Annotated in this window: 19 protein-coding genes; 4 read left to right on the forward strand and 15 right to left on the reverse strand. The window is 72.2% G+C overall.

Translation table 11 applies throughout. The features are described 5' to 3' along the window. Window position 1 precedes the first annotated feature (1 nt). Window positions 2-496 (forward strand): hypothetical protein, encoded by a 495-nt coding sequence (locus JOE68_RS06555; protein ID WP_204841442.1) that lies wholly within the window; start codon window positions 2-4, stop codon window positions 494-496. Next, window positions 484-1,413 carry a sporulation-delaying protein SdpB family protein gene (locus tag JOE68_RS06560; RefSeq protein WP_204841443.1) on the forward strand — a complete coding sequence of 310 codons (930 nt, stop codon included), beginning with the start codon at window positions 484-486 and terminating at the stop codon, window positions 1,411-1,413. Before JOE68_RS06555 ends, JOE68_RS06560 begins: the two co-directional genes overlap by 13 nt. Here JOE68_RS06560 and JOE68_RS06565 read toward each other — a convergent pair. Beyond that, on the reverse strand, window positions 1,403-2,773 hold the full coding sequence (locus JOE68_RS06565) for a serine hydrolase domain-containing protein (protein WP_307819555.1): 1,371 nt from the start codon (window positions 2,771-2,773) through the stop codon (window positions 1,403-1,405). The two genes, JOE68_RS06560 and JOE68_RS06565, sit on opposite strands and share 11 nt — an antisense overlap. Before the next feature lie 233 nt (window positions 2,774-3,006). On the opposite strand from JOE68_RS06565, the gene JOE68_RS06570 reads away from it, so the two are divergent. Next, window positions 3,007-3,183, forward strand: coding sequence for a hypothetical protein (locus JOE68_RS06570; RefSeq protein ID WP_204841444.1), 177 nt, complete (start codon window positions 3,007-3,009; stop codon window positions 3,181-3,183). Continuing rightward, window positions 3,159-3,338 (forward strand): hypothetical protein, encoded by a 180-nt coding sequence (locus JOE68_RS06575; protein WP_204841445.1) that lies wholly within the window; start codon window positions 3,159-3,161, stop codon window positions 3,336-3,338. The genes JOE68_RS06570 and JOE68_RS06575 overlap by 25 nt, the downstream gene beginning before the upstream one ends. Window positions 3,339-3,623: 285 nt before the next feature. Here the strand turns inward: JOE68_RS06575 and JOE68_RS06580 are convergent, their stop codons facing one another. From JOE68_RS06580 to JOE68_RS06645, 14 genes are all read right to left on the reverse strand, one after another. Then, window positions 3,624-12,707, reverse strand: coding sequence for a hypothetical protein (locus JOE68_RS06580; protein WP_204841446.1), 9,084 nt, complete (start codon window positions 12,705-12,707; stop codon window positions 3,624-3,626). Continuing rightward, window positions 12,704-14,956, reverse strand: coding sequence for a caspase family protein (locus JOE68_RS06585; RefSeq protein ID WP_204841447.1), 2,253 nt, complete (start codon window positions 14,954-14,956; stop codon window positions 12,704-12,706). The genes JOE68_RS06580 and JOE68_RS06585 overlap by 4 nt, the downstream gene beginning before the upstream one ends. Continuing rightward, window positions 14,953-16,179, reverse strand: a complete 1,227-nt coding sequence (locus JOE68_RS06590) for a lipase family protein (RefSeq protein ID WP_204841448.1) — start codon at window positions 16,177-16,179, stop codon at window positions 14,953-14,955. The genes JOE68_RS06585 and JOE68_RS06590 overlap by 4 nt, the downstream gene beginning before the upstream one ends. 756 nt (window positions 16,180-16,935) lie before the next feature. Continuing rightward, complete coding sequence (locus tag JOE68_RS06595; RefSeq protein WP_204841449.1) at window positions 16,936-17,307, reverse strand: YxzC family protein; 372 nt, start codon at window positions 17,305-17,307, stop codon at window positions 16,936-16,938. Continuing rightward, window positions 17,304-17,759, reverse strand: a complete 456-nt coding sequence (locus JOE68_RS06600; protein WP_204841450.1) for a hypothetical protein — start codon at window positions 17,757-17,759, stop codon at window positions 17,304-17,306. The genes JOE68_RS06595 and JOE68_RS06600 overlap by 4 nt, the downstream gene beginning before the upstream one ends. 6 nt (window positions 17,760-17,765) lie before the next feature. Further along, window positions 17,766-18,461 (reverse strand): WXG100 family type VII secretion target, encoded by a 696-nt coding sequence (locus JOE68_RS06605; RefSeq protein WP_204841451.1) that lies wholly within the window; start codon window positions 18,459-18,461, stop codon window positions 17,766-17,768. Then, on the reverse strand, window positions 18,458-18,772 hold the full coding sequence (locus JOE68_RS06610; protein ID WP_239562153.1) for a hypothetical protein: 315 nt from the start codon (window positions 18,770-18,772) through the stop codon (window positions 18,458-18,460). Before JOE68_RS06610 ends, JOE68_RS06605 begins: the two co-directional genes overlap by 4 nt. Before the next feature lie 2 nt (window positions 18,773-18,774). Continuing rightward, the gene (locus JOE68_RS06615; RefSeq protein WP_239562154.1) at window positions 18,775-19,434 is read right to left on the reverse strand and encodes a YbaB/EbfC family nucleoid-associated protein; all 660 of its coding nucleotides are present in this window, start codon (window positions 19,432-19,434) and stop codon (window positions 18,775-18,777) included. A gap of 294 nt (window positions 19,435-19,728) precedes the next feature. Continuing rightward, the gene (locus tag JOE68_RS06620) at window positions 19,729-21,486 is read right to left on the reverse strand and encodes a tetratricopeptide repeat protein (protein WP_204841453.1); all 1,758 of its coding nucleotides are present in this window, start codon (window positions 21,484-21,486) and stop codon (window positions 19,729-19,731) included. Then, window positions 21,483-22,736 (reverse strand): ATP-binding protein, encoded by a 1,254-nt coding sequence (locus JOE68_RS06625; protein WP_204841454.1) that lies wholly within the window; start codon window positions 22,734-22,736, stop codon window positions 21,483-21,485. Before JOE68_RS06625 ends, JOE68_RS06620 begins: the two co-directional genes overlap by 4 nt. Next, window positions 22,733-23,176 carry a hypothetical protein gene (locus JOE68_RS06630; protein ID WP_204841455.1) on the reverse strand — a complete coding sequence of 148 codons (444 nt, stop codon included), beginning with the start codon at window positions 23,174-23,176 and terminating at the stop codon, window positions 22,733-22,735. The genes JOE68_RS06625 and JOE68_RS06630 overlap by 4 nt, the downstream gene beginning before the upstream one ends. A gap of 19 nt (window positions 23,177-23,195) precedes the next feature. Beyond that, window positions 23,196-23,381 carry a hypothetical protein gene (locus JOE68_RS06635; RefSeq protein ID WP_204841456.1) on the reverse strand — a complete coding sequence of 62 codons (186 nt, stop codon included), beginning with the start codon at window positions 23,379-23,381 and terminating at the stop codon, window positions 23,196-23,198. Window positions 23,382-23,724: 343 nt separating this feature from the next. Continuing rightward, window positions 23,725-24,369, reverse strand: a complete 645-nt coding sequence (locus tag JOE68_RS06640) for a response regulator (RefSeq protein WP_204841457.1) — start codon at window positions 24,367-24,369, stop codon at window positions 23,725-23,727. Beyond that, window positions 24,366-25,556, reverse strand: coding sequence for a sensor histidine kinase (locus JOE68_RS06645; RefSeq protein ID WP_204841458.1), 1,191 nt, complete (start codon window positions 25,554-25,556; stop codon window positions 24,366-24,368). The genes JOE68_RS06640 and JOE68_RS06645 overlap by 4 nt, the downstream gene beginning before the upstream one ends. Between the last annotated feature and the right edge of the window lie 73 nt (window positions 25,557-25,629).

Here is a 25,629-nt window from a genome sequence, read left to right on the forward strand (position 1 = left end):
GATGACCAGCCTGGTCATCGCCGTGGTGGCACAGTTCGACCTGGGTTCGATGAGCGGCCGGTTGGCCGGATATCAGGTGTTGTGGCCACAGAACTGGTGGTTCTTCACCGGTCTCCACCGGCCTACGCTCACCGCGTACCGGATCGAGCTCGGCACGGCGGTCCTGGATCCGCGCGACGAACGGCACGAGAGGGTCGAGCGGCTGTGGGGACTGAACCGGATCGATGACGTGCGGCAGACCGAGGTAAAGCCGCTCGCCAGGCTCGTGCCCGGCCGGTACTGGCAGACGTGTGCGCAGGAGCTGCTGACATCATGCGTGAACGGGCTGGACCGCAGTCTGTCGTACCGGGTGCGGAATCCTGCGCATCGGCCGGTGGTGTGCGGCTCCACCGCGGTGGCCGTCGAGCTCGCGGTGACTCCTGACTCCGGCCGTCTGCCGAACCGCCCGAGCCGCGTGGTTCAGGTCGCGTTCACGGAGGTGGAGTGCGTGAGCTGAGGGCAGCGGGTCCGGTGCGCCGTCTGCGGTGGGCGGTCGAGCAAGCGGAACCACGTGTGCGGTCGTTGGCGTTCGGCCGCACTCTGCTCGCCGCTGTGCCGCTCGCCACCCTGCTCGCCAACCCGGACTCCACGCTGTTTTCGTCCAGTGCCGAGGCACCGCGTTGCGCGGGTATGCGTGCCATGTCGTTGTGGTGCCTGATCGGCCCGACTGACACCGGCCTACTGCTCAGCCGGATCCTCTCGGTTGCCGTCCTGGTGGTCGTCGTCTCCGGATACCGTCCACGTTGGACTTGCGTGCCACACTGGTACATCGCGTTCAGCCTGACCGTGAGCGCTTCCATCTCGGACGGAGGTGACAGGATAACCCAGATCGCTGCCATGCTGCTCATCCCGGTTTGCCTGGGTGACGGCAGGCGGTGGCAGTGGTCACCGCCCACCGCCCCGCTGACGCCGGGTTGGCGGGGCAGCGCGTTCGCGGGCCTGCTCGTCCTGAGGGTGCAGGTCGCCGTCATCTACGCCACTGCGGTCGTGACGAAGCTCAACGACCCGCTTTGGCACCAAGGCAGCGCTATGTACGTGGTCGTGCACGATCCCGACTACGGCTTCCCTGCCCCCGTCCGCACACTCCTCGAACCGGCGCTGAGTTCGTTCCCGGCGGTGGCCGCGGCCACCTGGTCCGTGATCGGGGTGCAAGCGGTGCTCGCGTTCGCGATCCTCGGGGGAGCGCGACTGCGCAGGATCGTCCTGGCGCTCGGCATCGGCCTGCACCTGGGCATAGCGCTGCTGATGAACCTGCCTGTTTTCGGGATGGCCATGATCGGGTTGCTGATCATCGGCACGATGGCGCCGAACCCGTCCGGCAGGGGCGGCTCTGCCGGTGCCGGTCGACGGGATGAGCCGGCGACTACCCGTTGACGAGGTCGCGGACGATCGCCCGCCCGGTCAACCGCAGGAACCGGGCACGGCCTGCCGCATCAGCGTCGCCGAGTCCGTAGACCACGTGCCTGCCCTCCTGCGGTACCAGGGTGATCAATGCGTCCTCGTTCAACGCGACCAACTCGAGTTCCTCCTCGTCCTCGTCCTCATCCGACGACGACACGCGGACCCACGCGCGGCCGTCGGCGTCCACGCGCACCACCCAGTCGCCCGCGGAGGACCGATACGTTCCGACCACCCGGTTCGCGTCGACAGGCCGAGGGTTCTCAGGGGGTGAGGGAAGTTCGGGCTGGCGCACGCCGGCCAGCTCGTGCAGCAAGTGCCCGAACACCTCGGTGAACACCGGGTACACATCACCGCCGTTGGTCAGCATCGCCACCGCGACACCCGCATCGGGCACGACCCGCACGAACGCGCGTTGCCCCATCGTGTAGCCGCTGTGGCCCACCACGACAGGCCCGCCGTAGTCGGGCATCGACCAACCCAGGCCCCAGTGGCCGTTGATCAGCCCCGGCTCGGGCACTTCGACCTGGAGCTTTCGCATCGCGTTGTATTCGGGCGTCGAGAGGTGGTGCCGGACGAAGCCGAGCAGCTCACGCGCGCTCATCGCGAGCATCGCACCGACGGGAGCCGTAGCGGGCACGAGCGACCACTTCTTCACCGGTTCGAGGAGCCCGCCCGGCCGCGCGCGCTCGTGCCCGACCGCGGGCATGGCCAGGATCGCCTCATCGACGCACGTCGCGACGTGGGTCAGACCGAGCGGGGTGATCAGGTGCTCGCGCAGCGCGCGGTTGTACGACTTCCCGCGCAGCACCTCCACCAGCCTGCCGAGCACCATGTAACCGCTGTTGCAGTAGGAGAAACGCTCACCGGGCGCGAAGTACTGGACTGCCTCGGCGAGACCCTCGACGTACTTCCGCACCGCGTCCTCGTTGCGGCCGGTGTCCGTCCAGATATCCCCGTCGAAACCACCGGTGTGGCTCAGGAGTTGCCGGATGGTCACGGCCCTGCTCGCGGCCTCGTCGGCGAGCCGGAACCTGTCGAGGTACTCGGACACCGGCCGGTCCAGGTCGACCGCTCCTTCGCGCACCAACTGCATCACCAGCGTCGCGGTCCACACCTTGGTGATCGAGCCGATCTGGAACAACGCCTCGCTGGTCACCGGCACACCGGTGGCCAGGTTGAGCACCCCGGTCGCGGCATCCACGACCTCCCCGTCCACCAACACGGCCACCTGGGCGCCGGGCAGTCCGTGCCGGGCCGCAAGCTCCGGCAGCACCTCGCCGATCCACTCACCAGCCGCTCGTGCCCGACCCGGCAATTCCCCGCTCCGCTCCACTTAATGCCTTCCCCTCGGTGCGCGCCTCACCGAGACTACTGCGCCACGCACGTCCGACAGCGATGACCATTCACGGTGAACACCGCAGTGAAGCCCGTCGACCTCCGATCAGACCACCCCGTATGGATGCCCTGGCCAAGTCTTCCCGGCCCCCACGTCTGGTGGCGGGTCACGGCCGACCGGCGACCGGTGCGGATGCACCTGTTCAGCAGGGGGCGAGGTTCGAGCACCAGGTGCTGCTCGCGCGACCCGTCCCGGACGTGCCTGACGACCAGTGCGACAGCGACGCGAAGACGGTCGACCTCGCGCGGCACGCCACGAACTTCGCGTACTTCGCGATGTGGTGCTCGAACGCCGCGCCGGCCTGCACCGCCCGGGTGGGGCGGTGGAAATCCCCATCGACCTGGTGAACGCCTTCTCGACAGCGGGTGACGACCTTCCGCGGTGGCGGGCGGCATTGTGTGCGATGGGCATGACGCTCAGGGGCGTCGACGCCGACAACGAGCTGTACGAGGTGGAGGCGGGCGACGTGGTCACGGCCCCTTCGCCGTGCGCTCGACGCTGATCTGCCCGAACCACCTCAACGTCGGGCAGGTCTGCCGGCTGGGGCTGTCGGTGACCGTGGGCGCGGAGAAGGTGTCGGCCTACCTGGTCGAGCGGGGCCGCTCGTCGCCGCCCGTGGTGGTGGCCCACCGGGACGCAGCGCCGCCGGACCTGCTCGACCGCGTGTCGGACGAGGTAATCGGCACGACGGCCGATCCCACCAGCGGCTCCTCGTTCCTGCCCCACCTGCACGATCGCCGGCGGATCCACCGCTCCCCCGGTGACCACCGGCAGGTTCGGCGGCGCCTCACCGAGCGGGTCCCGCGGCCGGTCGCGCCGTCCCCCCTTCCTCCAACGCCGCGATCGTGCGGTTCAGGGCGTCCTCGTCGTGCCGGTGATCGTGCAGCAGCCGGATGAGGCGGTCGGCCACGAACACCGGAGGTTTCTTGATCAGGCGGGCGAGGGTGTTCCTCAACAGCGCCCGCTGAGGGTCCAGGAGGACGCGCTGCGCGGGTTCTCCCGACGGGTGCGGGGTCAGCGCGCGGGCGAGGCCGACGAGTCGGCCGAGGTCCCGGCTGTGCGCGCTCACCTCGTCGTAGTCGACCGGGAGGCCGACCGACGCGGCCAGCGCGCCGCTGACGGCGTTCAGGTCGGGTTCGGGACGCACCGTGGTCCTGGCCCGGATGCCGCGGTCGACCGTGCGGATCCCGTCGCGTTCCTTGATCGTGATGTCGGGTTCGACGACCATCCAGTCGAGGCGGCGCCACAGGTCGTCGAAGCCGGTGGTGGGGCTGCCGGAGCGCCACAGGCCGACCACGGGTTCGACGTGGCGGGACCGCGCGGCGTGCAGGCCGAGGTGGCGGCACAGGCGGACGGCCAGGTCGCCGCACAGGTCGCGGACCGCTCCCGGCGGCGCCTCCGCGCTGATCGAGTCCACGACGAGGACGGCGGCCAGCACCGGCACGGCGTCGAGCGTCGTCTCGGAGGTCAGGTGGAGGGCGTCACGTCCGTGGGACCGCAGCCAGTCGAGCGCGACGGCGCGGATGTCCTCGCCGGCGCGCACGGCGGCCACGACCGGGGCGTGGACGGCCGCCCCGTCGGCCTCGGACCACATCGGCGGCCGGTCGGGCCGTTCCGGTCGTGTGATCCACTGCGGCAGGTCCACCGCCACCCGGCGGGTGCCGGGCTGGGCCGCGACGACCACGACCCGGCCGTTCTCGAACCGCACGGAATCGACCTCGCACACCACGACCGAACCCGGCTCGGGCGGCTCCGCCAGCGGGTCCCGGTCGACGCGCAGGAGCATGTCGGACAGGTGCGCCCGGGCGAGGAACCGCACGCGCCGCTCGTCGACGACCCGGTGGGTGTCGACGATCTCCACACGGATGGCGTCACCGGCCCGGAGGTGGCGGCTGCGCTGCTCGTTGACCGCCCGCCGGGCCATCGACGCGGTGCCGTCGCGCAGGACGCGGGCGGCGAGTTCGCGCTGCCCGCGCACGACGTGCCGTTCGACCTCGTCGTCGGTCAGGTCCGTCCAGCCGATCGCGGTCGCGGGCAGCCAGCGCGGCCTGCCCCGGCGGGTGTCCCAGCACAGCACCCCGCGCTCGTCGCCACCGCCCATGAGGGCGAGTGGGCGCAGGCTCACCTCTTCGCGGTCCGCGGCGTCGGCGTCCGGGTCGGGCAGCCCGACCCGGAGGCGCCCCTCGGAGTCGGTGTGGATCCACAGCTCCTCGTCCAAGCCGGCCAAGCGCTCGACCACCTCGTCGAGGAGGTGCGCGGGCAGACCCGGGACCAGGTCCCGCTCCTGGCACAGCGACAGCTTCCCACCGCGCCGGAGCAGGACGCGCTTGTCCGCCAGTCCGCCGAGGGGGCGCACCGGCACGAGCCGGTCCGCCTTGAGGGCGAAGTCGCCCTGCCTGCTCCTGGACACGGTGACCGCCCCGGCATCCGCCTCTTCCACGGTCACCGGGATCGCGCCGCGGCAGAGCCCGATCAGCCGCGCCCGCTGGGCGGGGTCGCTCAGGGCTTCCCTCATCCAGCCCGCCCAACCGCCGTCCGCGAGGGTGACCCGAGTCCCCGGCGCGCCCAGGACCTCCAGCTCTCCGTCCCGCAGGCCCAGCAGGACGACGTCGCGCGGACGCGGGGGGCTCGGCGGGACCACCTCGTTCCCGGGGGTGAGCCGGACGTGTCCGTTCGGCGGTTCGGTCCCGGGTTCGAGCGGGAAGTCCAGCAGCCAGACACCCGCACCGAGCCGCACGAGCCCGGCGTCGCGGTCGACCGCGGCGACCGGCAGCAGCGCGTGCGCGCCGAACGCCCCGCGGGGGCCCGGGGTCCAGCGGCGCAGCACGATGGACGGGATTTCGGTCGACGTCGTCGACTCCGCCCGCAGCCGCAGCAGGTCGCCCGGCGCGAGGTGCTCCCAGGCAAAGCCGCCCAGCGGCACGGTGGTGTCACCGGCGCGTGCGGTGAGCATGGCGCCGGTCAGGTGCACCAGCCGGCCGGGCGCCTGCTCGACCCACACGCCGTCGGGCCTGCGCCGGTCACCGGACAGGGCCGCGACGGGGAAGGTGGCCTCCCGGCGGGCGTGGGTCAACACGTCGATCAGCCCGGTGGCGGGGAATCCGTACCGGGGGATCTCCTGCGGCTTGTGGCGCAGCGTCCACCCGGGTGAGAAGAACGCGGGCTCGGTGGTGAGCTTGGCCCGCCGGGGGAGCGCGGTGGGCGGCACGACCAGGTCGGGGTTGTCGGGATCGCGGTGGCTGGTCGTGGTGTCGTGGTAGGTCCACCACAGGCGCTGCACGCGTTCGGCGACCTGGAGCGCGCTCCCGTCGAAGAAGGACAGCGCCGACAGGCGGATCGGGTGCCTTTCCCCGCCCGCCGTCGCCACGACCACCGCGTTGCCCGCCCCCTCGAAGGCGACGGTGCCCGCAGCCACCTCCGCGTCGCTGAGCACCGGGGTCCCGCCCGAGGTGGGCCGCAACCAGGCGACGCGGGGGTGCGGGGTGGTGATCAGCGTGCGCTCGAAGGGCGTCGGTTCCGTGTCCGGCTTCGCCGCCCGCACGGTGACCGAGGGGAGCCCGGCCACGGAATAGGTGCCTCCTGACAGGGCTTCGCGCGCGGTCTTGTGGGCGGAGACGGTGTTCTGCATCGGGAGCAGCAGGACGGGCCTGCCTTCGGCGGGCAGGTAGGCGGAGTCGCCGATCAACGCAGTGCGCAGCTCGATCCGGTTGTCCCGGTCCAGCGACAACCGCGCCAGCGATCCCCGGGGCAGGTCGGTGGCCCCGGACAGTTCCGACAGGGCCAGCTTGAACACCACGTTCGGCTCGATCTCCAGTTCGACCCTGCCCTGCTCCGGCAGCGGCGTCACGGCCGCGAGGCACGGTGCCTCCGCGTTGTGCAACAGGCTGACCAGTGCTCGGGCGTTGCGGCTGAGGGCGTCGCGGATCAGCCCCGAGCGGATCGCCTTCGCGTGGCCGCGGAGCTTGACCAGGTACACCGATCCCCGGAGCTCGTCCTCCCCGGCGCCCTTGCCCCCGCCGGACTGGTAGATGTTCTGCAGCAGCTGCGACCGCCGGGAGAAGTCGCGTTTGATCACCCCGACGGTGAGCGGCCGCCTGCCCTCGGCGCCGAGGACGTCGGCGAGGACCAGGTGCAGCCTGACGTCGTTGACCAGTGGTCTGATCCCGGTCGCGGTCATGAGCACCCGGCTGCCCGCGGGCAACTGGTGGGGCGTGAGGTAGTCGAAGTGCACCTCGTCGCCCCGGCTGTCGAGGAAGGTCCCGGTCCTGAGCTTCACGAGGGCGTGGACGGGAGCGGAGTCCTGGTCGGTCCCGGACCGCTCCTTCAGCCACGCCTGCTTGACCAGCTCTCGCGCCGCTGGGCCGAACTGGGCGCGGTCCAGGCGGACCGTCGTCACGCCCCTGTGCTCGTTGTCGCCGCGTCGGCCGTTCGGGTCCTGGGTGTGCACGCGCACGATCCGCGCTCGTTCGCCGTCCGGGTCGAGTTCCACCTCGGCGAGGTGCACTGTGCCCTGGTCGGCTTCGTGGAAGATCTGCGAGTACCAACCCCACCTGAGGTCACGGGTGGCGATGTCGAGCCGGTACTCCCCGCGCGCCGCCGCGGTCACCGTGACCGCGCGCACGACGTCTCCGTGGAACAACACCTTCGAGCGCGTGGACAGCGACGCGCCGTCGAGGGTCAGGTCCTGGTCGAGGACCTCGACGACCTTGCCGTACCCCCATTCCAGGCGGTGCACCACCCCGCGGGGTGTGGTCCTCCGATCCACGTAGTTGAGCGGGGTCCGGAGCACGCTGCGCACCCCGACGACCAAACCCTGCCGCTCGAACTCGGCGACGAACCGGTCGAGCGCGACGGGTGGCGTCCTGCGGTAGCTCACCCGCTGGTCGTGCTCGTCTCCGCACAGCACGACCAAGCACCCGCGGTCGTAGGTGGCGTCGACCCAGGGCCGCTCCCCCTCTGCGAGCGGAACGGTCCAGGACGGTCGCCCCGCCACGGGCACCTGCCAGCCGGTGGTGAGCCGCACGGGACCGCCGCCCAGTTGAGCGGCCAGCGGAAGTCTGGGACCGGCGAGGTAGTGGCGGTAGTCCGCCAGGGAGTCGGGTCCGGGGGCGGGCACGGGAACCGGACCCGAGCCGCGGGCGTCGTCGAGCGTGAAGACGCGTTGCACGACCACGTGGTGGGCGTCCACCTGTCGCAGCCGCATGTGGATGGCGGTCGCCCGCGCGTGCTGACCGGGGTTCGTCTCGCGGGTCTCCCCCGCGTACAGCGCCGCCCGCTCCCCGGCTCCGATTCGGAGTGCGATGCGCTGGTAGGGGTGGCTGAAGATGCCGGAGGTCTCCACCGAGCCGGTGGCGGGGTCGACGCCGCCGCCACCGCTGCGGGCCTTGCTGAGGTGGTTCGACGACCGCCACGCCTGCGTCGGTGTGATGTGCAGGGTCGGACCGGACGCCGACTGGATGAGCGCGCCGGGCCGGCCGCGCCACTGCACGACGCCCAGGAAGAGGTCGCGGTCGCCCGTCGGGTCCGACTCGCTGACCGTCCACAGCGCCCGGACCCGCACCTTGCGGACGTGTGCGGTGAAGACCCAGCCGCGGCGGGTCAACCGGGCGGACACGATCGCGCCGACACCGGTCGGGGGGTGCTCGAAGGCCGAGTGGGGCAGCGATACCGAGAACACGGTGTCCTGGGCCTCCAACCACACCGTGGACCGGTGGGACCCCCGGTCCGGCCTGCTTCCCGGGGTGGAGCCGCCGCGTTTCGGGACGGAGACGACGAGGCCGCGCAGCTCTTTGGCGCGGACCAGGGCGTCTTCGGCGACCGAGCGGCGATCGTGCCCCACCAAGCCGAGGAGCTCTTCGGTGGGCAGCGGGCTGTGGTCGCGCGGGCCGCCGCGCTCGGCGGGGTGGTACACCGAAGCGACCTGCAACTCCCGGCCCTTGACCAGGTGGCGGTCCAACGGTGCCTTCCCGACCGGTCCGAGCGTCAGCGACTCGGCCTCGATGTCGACGGGCAGGTTCTCCGCTGTGTAGCCGCGCATCAACCCCCACGAGACACCCGGCAGCACGGTGTTCAACCGCAGCCGGTCGGGCTTGTCGAGGTCGACGATCCGGCGGAACTCACCCACCGCGGGCCGGCCCAGCCGCAGGTCCCAGGACGGTGCGGCACGGCCCTCGACCCGCGCCCGGCGCTGGTCCGCGTCCTCCCAGCGGACCGGGACGAACCCGGTGGCCGCGTCCTCGCTGGCCAGGCCCTCGACGACGATCTCCGGCAGGTCCGGGTCGTTGGTGGCGCACCTCCAGACGCCGTCGGCCCCGCGGACGGCCCAGGTCTCGTCGCCGACCCGGAAGTGCTCGCGCCACCTGGCGTTGCGGTGGTCCACCCGCCGGTCCTCGGGCTCCAACCGGTCGTCCGCCACGATCCGCAACCGCGGCCTGCCGTTGTCGTCCGCCACCTCGACCGACACCGCAAGCCCGAAGGCGCCGCGCGCTTCGACGTCGGCGCGCAGTTCCCGCAGGTCGTCCGGGTACCACGCGGAGTCGGGGATGACCACGACCCGACCGGGGGCGCTCGAACAGCGCAGGGCCTCCGCGTCGCGCAGGTCGTCGATCAGCACCAGGCGCAGCGGCGCGCCGGCGCTGTTCGCCACGTCCGTGGCGAGGAACTCGGGCATGCCCCAGTCGACGGGCAACCACCGCCCGCCGTCCCAGCGGACCATCGTCTCGACCCGGGTCACCGGACGGCCCGCGAGTGCCCGCAGCACGTCGGGGTCCCAGCGGCGCAGGGCCACCGCGTCGCCCAGGTCGTCCATCCGGTCGGTGGTCCACGACCGTGCCGCCATCCCGCGACCGGACGCCAGCGTGATCCGCAGCCACGTCCTGCCCCCGACCTCGTGCCCGGTGACCGCGGCGGGCCGGATGTCCCCGATCTGCGGCTCGCCCTCGAGGAACCGGACCGGCCCGGTGGCCCGGTACGCGGGATGGGTGGAGCGCGCCAAGGGGACGGCGACGAGGTCACCGAGCCCGACGCCGCCGCCGGGGGGCACGTCGGCTTCGACGGGGGCGCCCACGCCGCAGTTGACCCACACGGAGGTCGGCGTGGCCGCGCACACCACGCCCGCGACACCGGCGATCCCCGGTCCGAGCCTCTTGCCGACTTCACCCGCGCCGAGCTGGTGGGGGTCGAGCACGACGCCCCCGGTCGTCAACAGCGGCCTCCGGGCGAGGTGCAGCTGGAGGGTGTCGCGCACCGGGTCGACCGTCACCCCGAGGAGCCTGCGACCGTCGACCAGGCGGGGGTCGATCCGATCGGTGAGCGCCACGTCCTGCCGCACCAGGTCGTGGGTCTGGTTGGCCGTCTGCCAGAGGGCGGGGATCGTGTCGTGCAGGTGCTCCCGCCCGGCGACCGGCGCGGCGCTCCGGCCGAGCCGGAAGACGAACGACTGCAACAGCCGGTCCAGCAGCGCGTCGGACCGCTCCTGGGTGATCACCTCCCACGGGCTCTGCGCGGAGGACCGCTCCTCGGCCACCGAGCGGCGGTGGTAGAGCCCGAGCAGCAGGCGCATCCGCAGGGCTTGCTCGAGTTGCTCGTACGGCGAGCCCACCCGGCTGAGCCGGTCGAACAACGCCCACCGGTCGGCCGGTGTGCCCATGCCGAACTCGAGCTCGATGTCGATCACGTCTTCGAGCACCACGCGCTGGGAGGGATCGCCGGGCACCGATGTCGCCAGCAGGTCGACCAAGCGCATCCGCGCAGGGCGCGACAGCTGCACGACCTCCCGGACTTCCTGGTGGGCGGCCCGCCACTCGTCGACCCAGCGGTCGACCTCCGGCCAGGACCGGGCGTCGGCGTCGTGGAACACGGCCAGCAGGCGCTCGGTGGTCATGGCGCGCACGACCTCCGGTTTCGGGTTCAGCACGGGGGACGTGGGCAGGTCCCGCCAGTCGGCGGCGGTGAGCCACCCCACCCCGATGACCTCCCACACGCTGCGCACCTGGTCCGCGGTGACCCGCTTGTGCCACGAGTTCAGCTTCGTGCGCGCGGTGTCGTCGACCCGCAGGTACGCCGCGAGCAGCGCCGCGGGTTTGGCCGCGATCCCCCGCGGCTGGAGGCGCAGGCTGTGGTCGAGCGCCCACTCGGCCAGGCTCCGGCTCCCCGGCTCCCCGACCGGGGCGAGCCACCGGCCCGCGAGCCGGTCGACGTCGTCGGGCACGGCCGCGCTGAGGGCGTCGGTCACCCAGAAGTCCACGACGTTCGTCGCGGGCACCCCGCGCAGCAAGGACTCCTGCCGGGGGGTTTCGTGCGGCCGGCCGGGCTGGACGGCGAAGTCGACGAACCACCGCGGTTCGATGGTGGGGAACTTGCCCTGCCCGGCGCGGTCGACGACCCGTTTCACGTGCAGGGCCAGCGCCGACAGCGGTCGGGTCATCGAGGGCGCTTCGAACTTGTTGTGGGCCAGGGCCGTCACGTGCCGGCGGTGCGCCTTGTCCAGCAGGACGTCCGCCGCGTGCACGGTCAGCGCGACCAACCGCTCGCGCTCGTGCTCGGTGCCCCGCACGGTCCGCAGCAGCCGCACGGCGAGGGGCACCGCGCAGAACAGCCGCAACAGCACCAGCCCGTCCTTGCCGCGGGGGAACTTCGACTCGCTGTTCGACCAGCGGTTGTCGACCCGGTTCACCCACGGGGACAGCACGAGCACGGCCACCAGGCTGGAGGCGCGGAGGGCGCCGTGGCCGGCGTGGAACCTCACCTCCTCGGCGTCCGGCCCGGTCCGCAGCCGGGACAGGTCGGTGAGGTCCTGGCGCCACTGGCGCGGTGACGACACGGGGCCGCTGACGAGCACCTTCCCCTGCGGCCGGTGCTCGGGGATCCAGCACTCCGCGACCAGGCGGGACGTGGCGGTCGCGTCGATGTCGACAGCCAGCTCCCACAGCACCGACTGCCACAGCACCGCGGAGATGACGGGAGCCGGGTCGCCTTCGACGCCGAGGCGGGTGACGGCTTCGCGCACCCGCGCCGAGGGCGTGGGCGTCGCGGGCCTCCGCCGGATCCCGCGCAGCAGTTCCAGGGTGAACACCTCGCCGCGGATGGCGTCCACCGCGTCCGCCGCGGGCGCGTCGTGGCCGGGCGACCCCGGGCTGCCGAAGGCGAGGCGGGCGTGCGCGGCGAGCAGGTCGGGCTCGTAGGCGAGGGCTTCGGCGTCCGGCGTGGCCTTGGCGCGCAACTCGTCGCGGCTGATCAGGCGGTCGCCCGCGAAGGCGGCCACGTCGACGGCGAGGATCAGCGCCCGGCGCCCGAGCCGGGCGTTGAGCGCCCGGTGGACCAAGCCGACCAGGTCGTCGCGTTCGACGACCGCCTCCACCAGGGTGGGTTCCTGCCGGAGGACCTGGAGGGTGACCGACAGCAGCAGGACCTCGGCGGTGAAGTCCTCGGTGTCCAGGTAGGGACTGGTCGAGGCGGCCGACAGCGGGCGCTGGCGCGTCGAGCGGGCCGCGGCGGTCAGGTGACCCACGACCTCGTCGCCGCTGTCGTCGAGCAGCGTCCGCACGGCCTGCCTCAGCGGCGCGCGGACGGACTGGTCGAGCGTTTCCAGGCTGTGCTCCACCTCGCGCCGGACCGCGGCGACGACCTTGGGCGAGGCGCTGTGCCGCCGGCCCGCGGCCAGCACCGGGAGCAGCGCGTACCGGCGCGCGGCCGGCTCCAGGCGGGCGAGCTCGGCCAAGGCGGCGAGCAGCAACTGCGGGTCCTCGCCCTGCCGCGTTCCTCCGGGCGCTTCCGAGCCGTTGGGCCGCAAGCACTCGAGCACGTCCAGGAACGTCTGGGTCTCCTGGGGCGAGAGGTCCACGCAGGAGCAGAAGTACCAGTCGTCGATCATGCCGAATCCCGCTCCCTCGTGGCCACGTACCGCAGCACTCGTCGACACCTGGTGACGTCCTCGACCAACACCGCTTCCGGGTTCGCGACCACCATGCCGACGGCCGCCCGCAGGGCGTGCAGGTGCGTCGGCACGGCCAGCAGGACGCGCAGGGTCTCCGGACCCACCGGGTGGGCCGCGAGGGCCGCCCACAACTCCTTGCTGCGCCACACCTGTGCGGGTGCGCCCGCCGGGTCGAAGTCGACGCGCCGACCGGCTCGGGGCGCCGGCACCACCGCGGTCCAGTCCAAGTGGACGAGGTCCGCCATGGTCAGGTCACCGCAGGGGTGACGCGAGGTCCACGAGCACAGCTCCGCCACGCCCCGGGACACGTCCTGCTCACCCCACCGGCCGGCCGTGTCCGTCTCGCCGCGCCGCAGGTGCGCCAGGCACATCGCGTCGCACAGCCACGACTCCGGCAGGTCGGTCATCAGGTCGGGGCCGACCGCACCGCCCGCGGCCTCCAGCCAGACGTCGAGGTCGGCGTCATGGACCGCGGCCACGGCCGCTGCCGCGGACCACACCGGTCCGCGGGACCTGCCGGCGTAGGCCCGCAGCAGCGGCAGGTACCACTGCGGGGCCAGGTCCCGCACCGCGCACAGCAACCCGGACTCGACCTCCGGATCAGGTGTGTCCACCTCGTCCGCGGCCCGGACGACCGCCTTGACGGCGTCCGCGGCGGCGAGGGAGCCGGCGTCGTGGTGGTCGTCCTCGCCGAGGTGGCGCGGGTACCAGGTCGGCGGGTCGAGCCCCCTCAGGGCCGCTTGGTGGCGGAGGTGCCCCAGGACGGCGGCGATGGTCGGCGTCTGCCGCGAGGACGTGACCGCCTGCCGCTTCGGGGCGGTGCCCGGGCGGTTGCGGGCGAAGACCGGCCAGCGCCCCTCCGCCCCGTCCGCCGGCACCCGCAGCAGGCGCGCGGTCCGCTGGGCGGCCGGCACGGAGTCCACCGGGGCTTCGGCGGTCACCTGGACCACGATGTCGACGCCGGGGACGGCCCGGTCAAGGGCGTGCGCCCAGCGCTTGACCGCCTCGTCCGCCTGCTGGTCGCGGTGGACCGGGGCGGCGCACTCCACCCGCAGGACGACGGCGGGTACCGCGGCGCCTTGTCGCGAGCAGGCCAGGACTTCGGCCAGGTCGGCCGGGAAGGGCCTGGTCACGTCGATGCTGCGCCATTCCCTGACCGGTGACGGGCCCTCGGTCGTGCCGGCGATCTGCTGCTCGACCACGTTGAGCTCGAAGCCGAGGTCGGCGTCGGCGTGGTCGGCGAGGACGGCGCGGACCCGGGTGCGGTCCAGGCACCAGGCGACGTCCAGGCGGCACGCCGCCGCGGAACCGCACCCCTCGTTGCGCGCCAAGGGTTTCCAGTCACCGGCCGCGAACGCCCCGAGGTCGTACCGGTGGACCGGCTCGGCGCCGTCGCGGCCGACGTCGATGACGGTGGGTTCCTTCTCGGAATCCTTCTGGAAGATGAGCGACGTCGGGGTGGGGATACCGCCCTCGCCCCGTGCGGCCAGCATGACCGCGGTGACCAGACCGGCCGAGTCCGGGTCGGCCGCGAACGAGGGGCCACGGCCTTCGAGCTCGGCCAGCACCAGCTTGGAGAACAAGCCCCCGCGCTGTTCGGTGGAGTACGACGCCGACTCGCCGCGGGCGCAGGCGTACAGGATGGTCTGGCCGATGGAGTCCTGGCGGCCGAGCGGCTCGATCCACGGCTGGACCGGGTCCGGGTCGGCGATTCTCGCGGCGTCCATCCGACAGGCGTCGACTACGAACACCTGCCGTCTGAAGCTCTTCACGTGCCGGTCGGTGCAGGAGGTGGTCACCGCGCCGAAAGAGATGTTCGTCGGCCGAGTGGGACGCGCGTTGGCCATGATCATGCGGACGTCGATCCCGTTCTGGTAGCCGTGCCCGGCCCAGAACACCCACAGGACGTCACCGTCGGCGGCGAGCAGATCGGTGAGCACTTCGCGCACCTTGTCCGCGCCGCTGGGTCGGTCGGCGCAGACCAGGCCGTCAGGCAGATCGGCCCGGGGCGGGGAGAGCAGCAGCTCGATGTTGTCCGCCGGGACACCGCTCCGCCTCAGCCACCGGGCGAACCTCACCGCGTCCTCGTCCAACCCCTTCCGCTCGAAGTCGGGCCACACCGGGTATTCGGCGATCCCGACGACCAACGCGCGGACCCGGCCGGCGTCCGGAGCGGCGCTGCTCATCCTCCGGCGCCTTCCGCAGGCGCCGTGGCGATGACGTTCACCAGCGAGTCGTAGAACGCCTGGTTGTCGAAGTAGGCGCTGTGGGCGTCCGGCATGTAGCAGCCGCTGTCGAGCTCCACGTCCCTGGCCCGGCCGGCGAAGACCGGTTCGGCCAGGTAGGACAGCACGTCCCTGCGGTCGTAGTAGTTGACCCAGTCGGGGAGCGTGTCGGGGATCGCGGCGCCCACCTTGAGGCCGGGCAGGGCGTCGAGCTCGTACAGCAGAGGACCCTGCGACCCGACCGTCACCAGGGTCCGCACCGACGGCAGGGGCGTCGTCAGCAGGAGGTCGAGACAGGCGATCCCACCCAGGCTGTGCCCGACCAGGACGACGTCGTCACCGGCGGCGGCGGTGGTCTCGGCGATGGCCGACCGCAGCGCGGCGCCCCGGGTCAGGTACCACACGACATCGCCGAGCGCAGGCTGCGCGCCGTCGCTGATCGGCTGCCGCCAGCGGTCGAACGCCCAGGTGCCCGCTCGCAGGAGCACTCGAGCGGCCAGTCCGCCGACGGCACGGGCCGCACCGAGCTTGGCGTAGCCCAGCCTGTCCTCGACCAGGCCGATCAGGTAGGCGCGGCCGGCCCCGTGCAGCGGGGTGCTGATGCCCTCCGCGAGCACGGCCTGGCGCAGGGTTTCCGCGATGATGCCCCTGGCCAGCGCGGTGGTCACCCGGGCCTGGTCCTCCGGGCCGACGGCTTGCAGGATGGCCTGCTGGGTGACCGGCGCGTCGCCGACCTGCGGCACGGCCGACACGAAGTGGGCCAGCAGGTCGCGGTCCAGGAGTTCACGGGCGAGCGGGTCCGGTCCCGGCAGCGCGTTGAGCCTGGCCCTGATCTCGTCGGGGAAGGACACCGCGCCGGGCGGCAGGAGCGTGCCCGCGCCCCGGTCCTTCGTGGTCAGGGCCAGGAACCGCAGGTCGTGCAGCGGATCCGCGGTGAGCACGGCGAAATCGGCGTCCCCGGCCGGTTCGGCATCGGCTCGCTTCCGGTCGCGCGGTCGTCCGTCGTGGCCCGGGATGCTGGCACCACCGAACGCGAAGGTGGTACCCAGGAAATCCCCCCAACCGCACGGGGCGACCGCGATGTCGGCGGCGCGCTTCCCGACGTTCGCCCGAAAAGCCTCGAACACGCGCGAGTAGCTCTCGCCGCGGACACCGGTGCCGTGGACGAAAACGATCGTGGTCATGCGGTTCTCCCGCCTCGACAGGGCTTCGTGAGTCGTGAATCGCCATGGCGAAAGGATGCGTTACGCACGAGAGCGCCCCTATGCGGCGGTGGCGGACGATCTACGTGTACGACTCATGTTCTCCATGCTCAGCACGCGCGACGGCAGGCGGTAAGGCCACGGGCGCTGTCAGCGGTGTCGAACGAAAGGATCTCGTACTTGATGTGCTCACCCCCGGTTCATCATCTCCACCGGAGACGTCGCGATACTGTCATGCCGCACACCGCGAGTCGCCTTCAGTCGAAGCCCGAAGAGATAACCCCCTGGCCAACTACTGTGCTGCGAACTCGAGTCGGCCATCACCGAACCCACACCAGCCGACTGGAGTCGCTGTTCCGCTCGTCCGGAGTGGCCGGCCACCCTACCGCGAGGTCTTCGTGCGGCCCGTGCCGCACGACGGGCTCGGCCGCCGAATCCCAAAGCGGGACACGAGTCACGTCGGGCGGCCGAATGTGAGCCGCGCAGCCGAACAGACCGGGAAGGAACCGTCGGCGAGCGGGACATCGACCGGGAGGTAGTCGAGGCGGTCCCCTTCCGCGGCAACTACCGCAGGACCGCGGAAGCGCTGGGCAAGGCGCAGAAGGACGGCGGCGCGGTCGGCATGGGAGAGGCCGAACTCCCGGGCAACAACTCGCCGAACGCCAGACAGCTCCCTGCCTGGGACGAGGGGTCCCACCACCCGCCCTTGCCCGTCCTGCGCCCCCTTGTCGGACAGCGCTAACGGTCACCCTGAACTGCGGCGCGGGCTGCGGCTTTCTTGCGCTGGACGTACCCGACGGGATCCGCGTCGTAGCTGCGGCAGTCGTCCTGCCAGGCCGCGAGCGCCTGCCGGATATCACTCGCCGAGTGCACATACGCCTCGGAACCCCCGTGCCGGACGGTGGTCCGCGCGACGTCCGTCCACACCAGGTCGAACCCGTGCAACCGCTGCAACGCCGACAACACCATCCGATCGAGGACCTCCGCGTCGTCGGCCTCGATCCAGCGAGCCGCCCAGCGGTGGGCCTCGTCCCTGCTGAGGGAGCCGTCGATCACGGCCTGCCATACCTCGCCGACCGTCGTCCTGGTCGCCTGCTCGGGCAAGGTCATTCCCACCACCCACGATCGATGCGGCTCTGCAACTGGCTCTCGGTCAGCGCGTCGAGCACGGTGGTCGGCGCGCCGGACGGGTTGGACATGTCTCTGATGACGACCGAATAGGTCTTGCCATCGCCGTTGAGGAGGACCTTGACGACCTGCCCATCGCCCTGAATGTACATCTCGCCGTTTTGCCACACGTGATCCACGTCGACCTCGCGCTGGCCCGTGCGCATCCGGCCGTGCACGTCGCGGTCGGAGGTCACGTCCGTGGGCCTGGCCTCGTGCTCCAGGTCGCTCGTAATCCGCTGGGCACTGGTCAGGCCCGCACCCGCGTCGACGGGCCCGTGCTGCTGCGACGGTTTGCCCGGGTTCCGAGGCCCGCCGGGAGGAGGGCCGGGTTTGGGTGGCCTCTGGTGCAGCGCGAACCGCACGAGCAACAACAGGAGCAGCAGTGTTCGCATGGCCGCCTACCCGTTCAAGAGCTTCGTCAGGCTGGTCAGACTGTTGATCAGCGCCATCGTGTAGGTGAGGATGCGGCCTGCCCACTTGACCACAGCCGCGACGATCTGCGCGGCGATGAGCGGGATCGTCACGACGAAGATCGCCTCGACCGCCCACACGATCACCCTGGCCACCAGGTCGGCGATCAGGTCGCGGACGATCTCGCGGGTCATCTCCACCAGATTGCCGGCGCCCTCGGTGGCCGCGGCCATCGCCGCGGAGATCGCTCCCAGTGCGCCGATGGCCTCGACGTTCTTCGCCATCTTGGCCCGGTAGGCGTCTGCCGCCGCGCCGTGCCAGCCAGGAATGTCCGCCTCGACGCACGACTTGAGGTCTTCCGACATGCTGTAGAGCTCCTTGGCCATGTTCTCCCAGGTCGTGGCGTGCGACCTGACGACATCCGGCTTGCCGGTGAGCTCGTCGAGCACCTCCCGCAACGGTTCGAAGTACTCGATCGCCCAACCGAGCCCGTTGGACAGCAGGCCGTTGATCGGGTCGAGCGCGAAGGCGACGACCTCCACGGCCGCACCCGCCCCGGCCAGCAGGTCGTCGACCCAGCCGTCCGCCTTGATGGCGTCGACGAGCCCTTCGATGCTGTCGGCGACCCCGGAGCCGGTCCACACCTCCCGCGACGACTCGACAGGAGCCACCAGACCGGTCATGACGGTCCTCCCCCGCCCGCCGCACGCACGAGGCTCGCGTTGTCCGCATCGACGGTCTCGTAGTCGTCCGAGCTGACCAGCAGCGTCTTCACGACGATGCCGAGCGTCTCCTCCTGGTAGGCGATCAGCTCGTCCTGCTCCGTGTGCCTGCCTTCCAGCACCCCGGAGATCCACTCGCACAACACCCCGTAAGCCTGGCCATCCTGCGTGATGTGCGCGCTCGCGGCCTTCACCGCGGCGAACCGCGCCTGGATCTCGGCGACGTTCGCCGCATGGGCGCGCAACTGCTCGACATCGACTTGGAACGTCATGGTCACCGCTCCCTGAGGTAGGTGCGCGAGTCGTTGCCGTCGTCCTCGTCTTGTGGGACCACACGGGCGCTTTCGCTGCCACGCAGCTGGTTGCCGACCCGCTCGGCGATGGCCCGCGCTGCCGGCGAGTCGCCGACCGTGTCCGTGATGATCTCCTGCGACCGGTCGGCCAGCTCACCCCGCGCCTGACCCAGCGTCGCCAGGATCGCCCGCGCCACCTCGTCCGGCGGGACCCGGTGGATCCGGTCGGTGAGCCGCAGGTCCACCATCGCACCGGTCGAGTCGACCGTCACTTGGGCGAGCCCATTCCGATCATCCACAGTGACCCGCACGTTCTGGAAACGCTCGCCCATCGCCTGCGTGTCGGCGGCAAGTTTGTCGATGCGCCCCTTCCAAGCCTCGAGACGGTCGCGTGCGCCGTCCGGATCGAGGATGCCTCCTGCCACGTCGCTCCCCTGTCTCGTGTCGTGCCGGCCGGACCGAGGGTAGGAGCGGAACTGCGCACGGCTATGGGGAACGCTGATATTCACCCTGAAGTGGGTATCTGCCTCCTCCTCTTCCTGCCGTTCCCGCCTTGCCCGTGTCCCGGTTCCTCGTCTGTCTTCTTGCAGCGCTGCGGCGATCTCCGGCAGGTCGTGGCGCGGGTGCCGGTCGGCGGCCAACCAGCGCACGTTGCCATCAGCACCGGCGCCACTGCGCCCACCACCTGCGGATCGCAGTCCAGCAGGATCAGCCGGTTGCGCTCCAACCACGGCTCGTTCCCCACCAACGTGCCCGTCGTGGCCCGTCCACCAGCGCCCCACGTAGTGGCGCTGCCCCTTGTAGGAAGGGAACCGGCGCACCGGCAGGCACGCCTCGAACGGCACCCGCCACGCATCCCCAACTCCAGGCGATGCTCACCGTCCTGATCGACGAACGCAACCTCCGACTCCCCGTCCGGCGACGGCGGACCTGGTCTACGCCACGGCGCCCGAACGGGCGGACACGAAGACCCGGGCGAGTCTCCCGTTCTCCCACTGCAAGCCGAGTCGGTGCTCGGCGAGGTCGTAGTTGACGGTGACCTCGCCGGTGGAGCGATCCTCCCAACTGTTGTGCGCACGGGCGCCGTGCGCCCGCACGTGGGCATCGACCGATCCGCGTTGCCCGTCGAGGTCGAGCCCGGAGATCACGCGGTCGGCGGTCGGGCAGAGCGCGACGTCGACGGTGACCTTCCGCACCAGCCCGTCGAGCAACGCGATGTCGACGCCGTCGGGACTCGGGCCCGCAGGCCCCAGCACGCCCTGCCGGACGGTCGAGCCGGGGAAGGTCCTGCGCAGCTCCGCATACGGCGCAGAGTGCTCGGGCGCACCCAGGGCGGCGTACATCGTCGCGATGGCGCCGGTCAGCGACGTCCCGGGGACAGGGGGCGGGTCGGCCGGGAGGGCCTCGGTCCTCCGGGGCGCCGGTCGGGGGTCCTGACCGCCGAAGTCGGCCACCCGGTCCCAGAGCCAGTCGGCCATCGACGCGGCGACGGGCTCGTCGGGGCGCCCGGGTCGGCGCTTGACCAGCGCCCCGAACGCGACGATGACCAGGTACGCCCCGGCGTCGTCGGTCATCACCTGCTCCCAGGCTTCGTTCTCGGGCCAGTCCGGGTGCGCTGCCGGGTCGGCCTCGATCCCGGCGCACATGGCGATGATCTCGGCCGCCGACATCAGGCGGAACGGCTCGGCCAGTCCCCAGGCGGCGCCGGAGCCGGGCCGCTGGCCGTCGTGCCAGGCCACCAGGTCCTCCGCGGCTATGGACCCGATCCTGTCGCTCTCGGGCTCATCGGAGAGCGAGGCTCCCGGCCGCAGGGTGGCGCGCAGGTCGGCGGGCATCACGTCGTCCAGCGCCGCCAGCGCGGAAGCCAGGTCGGTGCCGAGCACCCGGTCGCGGAGTTGTCGCCACGCCAGCTCGATCACCCCGGTGCGGCGGATGTCCTCCAGCGAGATGTCCTGGGCGTGCGCGTTCTCGACGACCTGCAGCATGGTCCGGGCCGTGCCCACCAGGTTCTGCAGCAGCTCCTCGGTCGGGTCCTCGCGCAGCAGCCGCAGGCCGAGCTGCTCGGCGTCGGCGAACCGGTACTGCACCAGGTAGGCCCAGCCGAGCATCAGGGCGACCCAGGAGTTCGCCGCGTCGGCCCGGACGGCCGCCTCGGCCGCGGGGACGAACCGGTCGGGCGGCGCGAAGCTCCCCAACAGGTACGCCGCGCGTTTCCCCAGCGCGTCGGGGAGTTCGTCCGGCGCCGTCCGGGAGCACAGCGCCACCGCCTCGTCCAGTTGGCGCCACCCGTCCTCGTGCTCCCCGCAGAGCGCCTGGGCGGAGCCCAGCTCCATCCAGTCGTCCCACCCCTCGTGCTCCTCGCCCAGCACCGCGCGCGCCCACCGCAGCGCTTCGGGGTGGTCGTGCCGGGCCGACGCCAGGTGCCGGAGGGCGCGAGCCGCGTTGACGAACTGGTTGTCGCGTCGACCGGCCACCCGGAGGTAGAGGCGCCGCGCCTCGTCCACCTCGCCGCAGAACTCGCGGTGGTTGCCGAGCAACAGCGACACGCTGCTCCGCTCCGGCTGGACCGCGAGCACCTGCAACGCCAGCTCGGCGACCTTGGGGTGCGTCGGCTGCGCCCCGAACAGCTCCCAGGCCAGGTCCAGGTTTCGCTCCACGGCGTCGTCGGCGGCCGTGCGGCCGAAGTCACTCATCGCATCCCCCGCTTGACCCGGTACGCCCGCAGCTGATCGAAGGTGCCGTCGTCGACGCCGTACTCCAACACCGGCGCCACCTGGTCGAACCAGGACGTCGTGGACGGGGTGATGCCGCCGACCGCGGCCAGCATCGCGTCGGTGGTGACCGGCACCAGCTCGCCCCTGTCCATCGACTCGACCATCGCCTGCTGCAGGACGGTGGTCGCCAAGTGACTGAGGTCGGCGCCGGAGAACCCCTCGGTCGCCGCCGCGACGGCAGCGGCGTCGACGGCGTCGGCGGGCTTGCCCTCCAGCGCGCCCCGGACGATCGCCGCCCTGGCGACCGCGTCCGGTGGCAGCACCAGCACCGTCTTGTCGATCCGGCCCGGTCGGCGCAGCGCGGAGTCGATGTCCCACGGCCGGTTCGTCGCGGCCAGGAAGTAGACCCCGTCGTTCGCGCCGGCCACGCCGTCGAGCTCCTCCAGCAGCTGGGTGACGAGCATCCGCATGGACTGCGACCCGCCGCCGCCGGAGGTGCGCCGTCCGCCGAGCGCGTCGAACTCGTCGAAGAAGATCACGCACGGCGCTGCCGCGCGGGCGTTGCGGAACACGCTCTGGACGGCCTTCTCGCTCTCCCCGACCCACTTGCTGAGCAGGTCCGCGAGGGTCACGTGGATGAAGGACGCGCCGAGGTCGCCTGCGATCGCCCTGGCGATGAACGTCTTGCCGCACCCGGGCGGGCCGTACATCAGCAGCGACCCGCCCGGCTTCTGCCCGAACGCCGCGGCCAGCTCGGGGTTGCGCAGCGGGGCCAGGAACGCGGTGTCCAGGTGCCGCTTGACCTCGGCGAGCCCCGCGACGTCGGCCAGCGTCACCGCCGGGCGTTCGGCGTCCCACAGCGACGCCGCCGCGGCAGCGCCGCTGTCCAGGCGGTCCTCGTCGGCCGGGGACGGAACCGGTTCCGGCCCGCTGCCCCCGGTCCGCGCCGCCGGCGCGGGGGGCGCGGCCGGGGGCGCCGCGCTCCCGGCGGGCGGCGGCGGGTTCGAGGTCCGCAACCGCGCCGCCATCAGCCGGGCGCGCAGCAGGCGGACCCGCGCCGGATCACCGCCGAGGGCTTCGAACGCCTTCAGCTCGGTGGCGGCGCGGTCCGGGTCCTGCCCCAGCAGCAGCGTGACGAAGTCCTCGCGCAGCGCCAGGTTGCCGGGGTCGGCCGCCACCTCGCGCGCGATCACCTCGACGAAGCCGTCGTCCGGATCGGCGCCGTTCACCGCCCGGTCCCTTCGCTCCAGCCCTTGAGCAGCCCCAGGTTCGCCATCGGGATGTAGTGGCCGAGCCGCGGGTGGTCCAGCGTCACGCCGAAGACACCGGACCTGCCGAACGAGGCGACGTAGTCGATCGCGGCCGGCATCGGCACGCCGAACAACGGCGCCGCGCCACCTTCCGGGTCGACCACCCCGAGGGCGCGGGCGGCTTCGCCCGCCCGTGCGGCGCTGCTGTAGAGGCAGATCATCGGCCCCTGCTCGGCGGCCACGGCATAGGGACGGGGTTGGTCGGCCGAGCCACGCGCGATGAAGAACCAGTGCTCCAGCGCGGTCACCTGCCGCCACAGCGCGATCTGCGCCGTCGTGTCGCCCGCGGGCGCCGCTTTGACCGCCTCTTCGAGGCGGTCCAGCTCGGCGACCACCTCGGGGTCGTTGTCCCTGGTCACTCGGTTCTCCCTCATCTGCTCAGCGGTCCACGGTGGAGGTCGCGGCCCCGAACGCGCGCACCGGTCCGGTTGCCAGACCAGGGACAAGCATGCCGTCCAGCGCGGTGAAAATGAGGTTGGACATGTCACTGCGGACCCGGTTTCTCCTCACATCGACCAGGCCGGCCCACTGCTCGTGCCACCCGTCATCGCGTCGAGCGATCACGACGCGAACCGGGTCCGATCACTCTTTGTGCCCGCGCAGTAATTCCCCGTCGTGCGGCCGGGCGCAGAAGGCCGTCGATTCCCCGAAGGACGGAGCCATGTGGACTTCACCGGTCGCGACCTCCAGGACCACCGCCCGAAGTGAGCAGAATCGAAGCAGACCGGATCCGGGGTGACCAGCGGAGCGCGCCGGCACGTCCACTGCCCGCCTGAGGCCCTGTGCGCTCCAGAGCACCTCCGAGGTGCCGCCGCAATGCCGCCGAAATGTCGGAAGACGTTCTGCCTGCCTCGCTGGGGAAAGCGGATCACGGCCGACCTCGACCTCGCCCCGCGGTGGTCGGGTTTCAGTCCATGAGCCCGTGCTGCCAGGCCCAGATCGCGATTTCCACCCTGTTGCGGGCGCCGATCTTGCCCTGCACGGACGCCAGGTGCGTCTTGACCGTCGACCGCGACAGGTAGAGCTCGTGCGCGATCTCGGGGTTCGTGCGTCCCCGGGACACGGCTCGGACGACGTCGAGTTCGCGGTCGGACAACTCGACCGGTGGCCGAGGAGGTGTCCGCCCGGACTCGCGCAGGTTCCGGATCAGCCGCAGGGTGACCTCCGGCGAGACCAGGGCGTCCCCGCGCGCCGCAGCGCGGACCGCAGCGACCAGCAGGGCGGGTTCGGCGTCCTTGAGGAGGAAGCCGAGAGCGCCGACGGTGAGCGCGTCCATGACGTACTCGTCGAAGTCGAAGGTCGTCACCACCACGACGCCGATCGGGTCCGGGACGTCGGGACCCGCGAGTTCGCGGGTCACCGCGAAGCCGTCCAAACCGGGCATGCGGATGTCCACCAGGCAGACGTCGGGACGCAGGGCACGGGCCGCGCTGACCGCCGCGGCGCCGTCGGGCACGTCGCCGACGACCTCGATGTCGGGCTCCTGGGCCAGGATCATGCGGAACCCCGCGCGCACCATGTGCTGGTCGTCGGCGATCAGGACCCGGATCACCGATCACCACGCCCGTTCCGCCCGACCAGCGGGATCTCCGCCCGCACCTCCCAGCCGCGGCCCGCGGGGCCGGCTCGGAGCCTGCCGCCGAGCAGCTGTGCCCGCTCGCGCATACCGATCAACCCGTACCCGGGGTCCTTCGCGGCCGAGGAGCGGACGCCGTTGTCCCGCACCGACAGGCTCAGCGAACGCTCGTCGCCGGTCACCTCGACGTCCACCCGGCTGGGGGCCTGCGCGTGCTTGCCCACGTTGGTCAGCGACTCCCGGACGATCCGCAGCACCGACCCGGCGATGTCGGGCGCCAGCCCGCCCACCCCGTCCACCGCGACGACGACCGGCAGGCGGTACCCGGCGGCCAGCGAGCGCAGGTCGGCGTCCAGGTCACCGGTGGGCTGCGCTTCCCCGGTGGTGTCCCCGACGCCGCGCTGCGCGTCGTCGATGTGGCGCAAGGTGTGCACCAACCTGCGCATCGCGGTCATCGCCTCGCTCCCCGCGGCCTCGATGTCGGGCATCACGCGCTGTGCCACGTCCGGGCTGCTCGCCCGCTTCGCGGCTTTGGCCTGCACGATGATGCCCGTCAGGTGGTAGGCGACCAGGTCGTGCAGCTCCCGGGCCAGCGTCAGCCGCTCGGACTGCCGCGCGCCCTCGACGAGCACGCGGACGTCGCGGGCGCGGACGTGGTCGCGTTGCCGCAGGAACAGGCCGCCCGCTGCGGCGATGCCCAGCAGGAGCAGGGGCTGCGACTCCAAGCCGCCCTCTGCGGTCGTCACCTGGAACACCGGCCGCAGGTTCGACGCGACGAGCACGGCGGCGGCCAGCCCCACCGCGGTGGGCACGGCCCGCCTGCGGGGCGCGTAGCGGACGCACGCCAGCAGCGTCACGCACAGACCCGCCATGGCGGTCATCGCGATCCCGCCGAAGAGCCTGGGCCCGGGCTCGGCGACCAAGGCGGCGAGCACGGTCTCGCCGACGAGCAGCACGGCGCTGCCGCACGCCATGGCGACCGGGTAGCGGGTCGCGGCCACCGCGGCGGCGCCCAGGGCGGCGGCGAACGGGAGCTGCCACGCCGACAGCTCACCCGGCCCGCCGACCAGCGTCATCGCCTCGGCGGTGAACGCGGAGACCACGACGAGGGCCACCGGCCAGTGCTGACCGGTCAGCGCCGACCAACCACCGAACCGCCCCACCCGCCCAGCCTACCGCCAACCGCTCATGGCCAACCGGCCGGTGATTCCGGCCGGTTGGCCCGATCCGGATGGC

Source organism: Saccharothrix algeriensis, from assembly GCF_016907655.1.
GTDB lineage: Bacteria > Actinomycetota > Actinomycetes > Mycobacteriales > Pseudonocardiaceae > Actinosynnema > Actinosynnema algeriense.

What these genes read in the sequence shown, in the direction of transcription:
- JOE68_RS06555 (WP_204841442.1), top strand. Translation starts at nt 2, where the DNA reads ATGACCAGCCTGGTCATCGCCGTGGTGGCACAGTTCGACCTGGGTTCG.
- JOE68_RS06620 (WP_204841453.1), bottom strand. Translation starts at nt 21,486, where the DNA reads ATGAGTGACTTCGGCCGCACGGCCGCCGACGACGCCGTGGAGCGAAAC.
- JOE68_RS06580 (WP_204841446.1), bottom strand. Translation starts at nt 12,707, where the DNA reads ATGATCGACGACTGGTACTTCTGCTCCTGCGTGGACCTCTCGCCCCAG.
- JOE68_RS06585 (WP_204841447.1), bottom strand. Translation starts at nt 14,956, where the DNA reads ATGAGCAGCGCCGCTCCGGACGCCGGCCGGGTCCGCGCGTTGGTCGTC.
- JOE68_RS06595 (WP_204841449.1), bottom strand. Translation starts at nt 17,307, where the DNA reads ATGACCTTGCCCGAGCAGGCGACCAGGACGACGGTCGGCGAGGTATGG.
- JOE68_RS06600 (WP_204841450.1), bottom strand. Translation starts at nt 17,759, where the DNA reads ATGCGAACACTGCTGCTCCTGTTGTTGCTCGTGCGGTTCGCGCTGCAC.
- JOE68_RS06590 (WP_204841448.1), bottom strand. Translation starts at nt 16,179, where the DNA reads ATGACCACGATCGTTTTCGTCCACGGCACCGGTGTCCGCGGCGAGAGC.
- JOE68_RS06610 (WP_239562153.1), bottom strand. Translation starts at nt 18,772, where the DNA reads ATGACGTTCCAAGTCGATGTCGAGCAGTTGCGCGCCCATGCGGCGAAC.
- JOE68_RS06605 (WP_204841451.1), bottom strand. Translation starts at nt 18,461, where the DNA reads ATGACCGGTCTGGTGGCTCCTGTCGAGTCGTCGCGGGAGGTGTGGACC.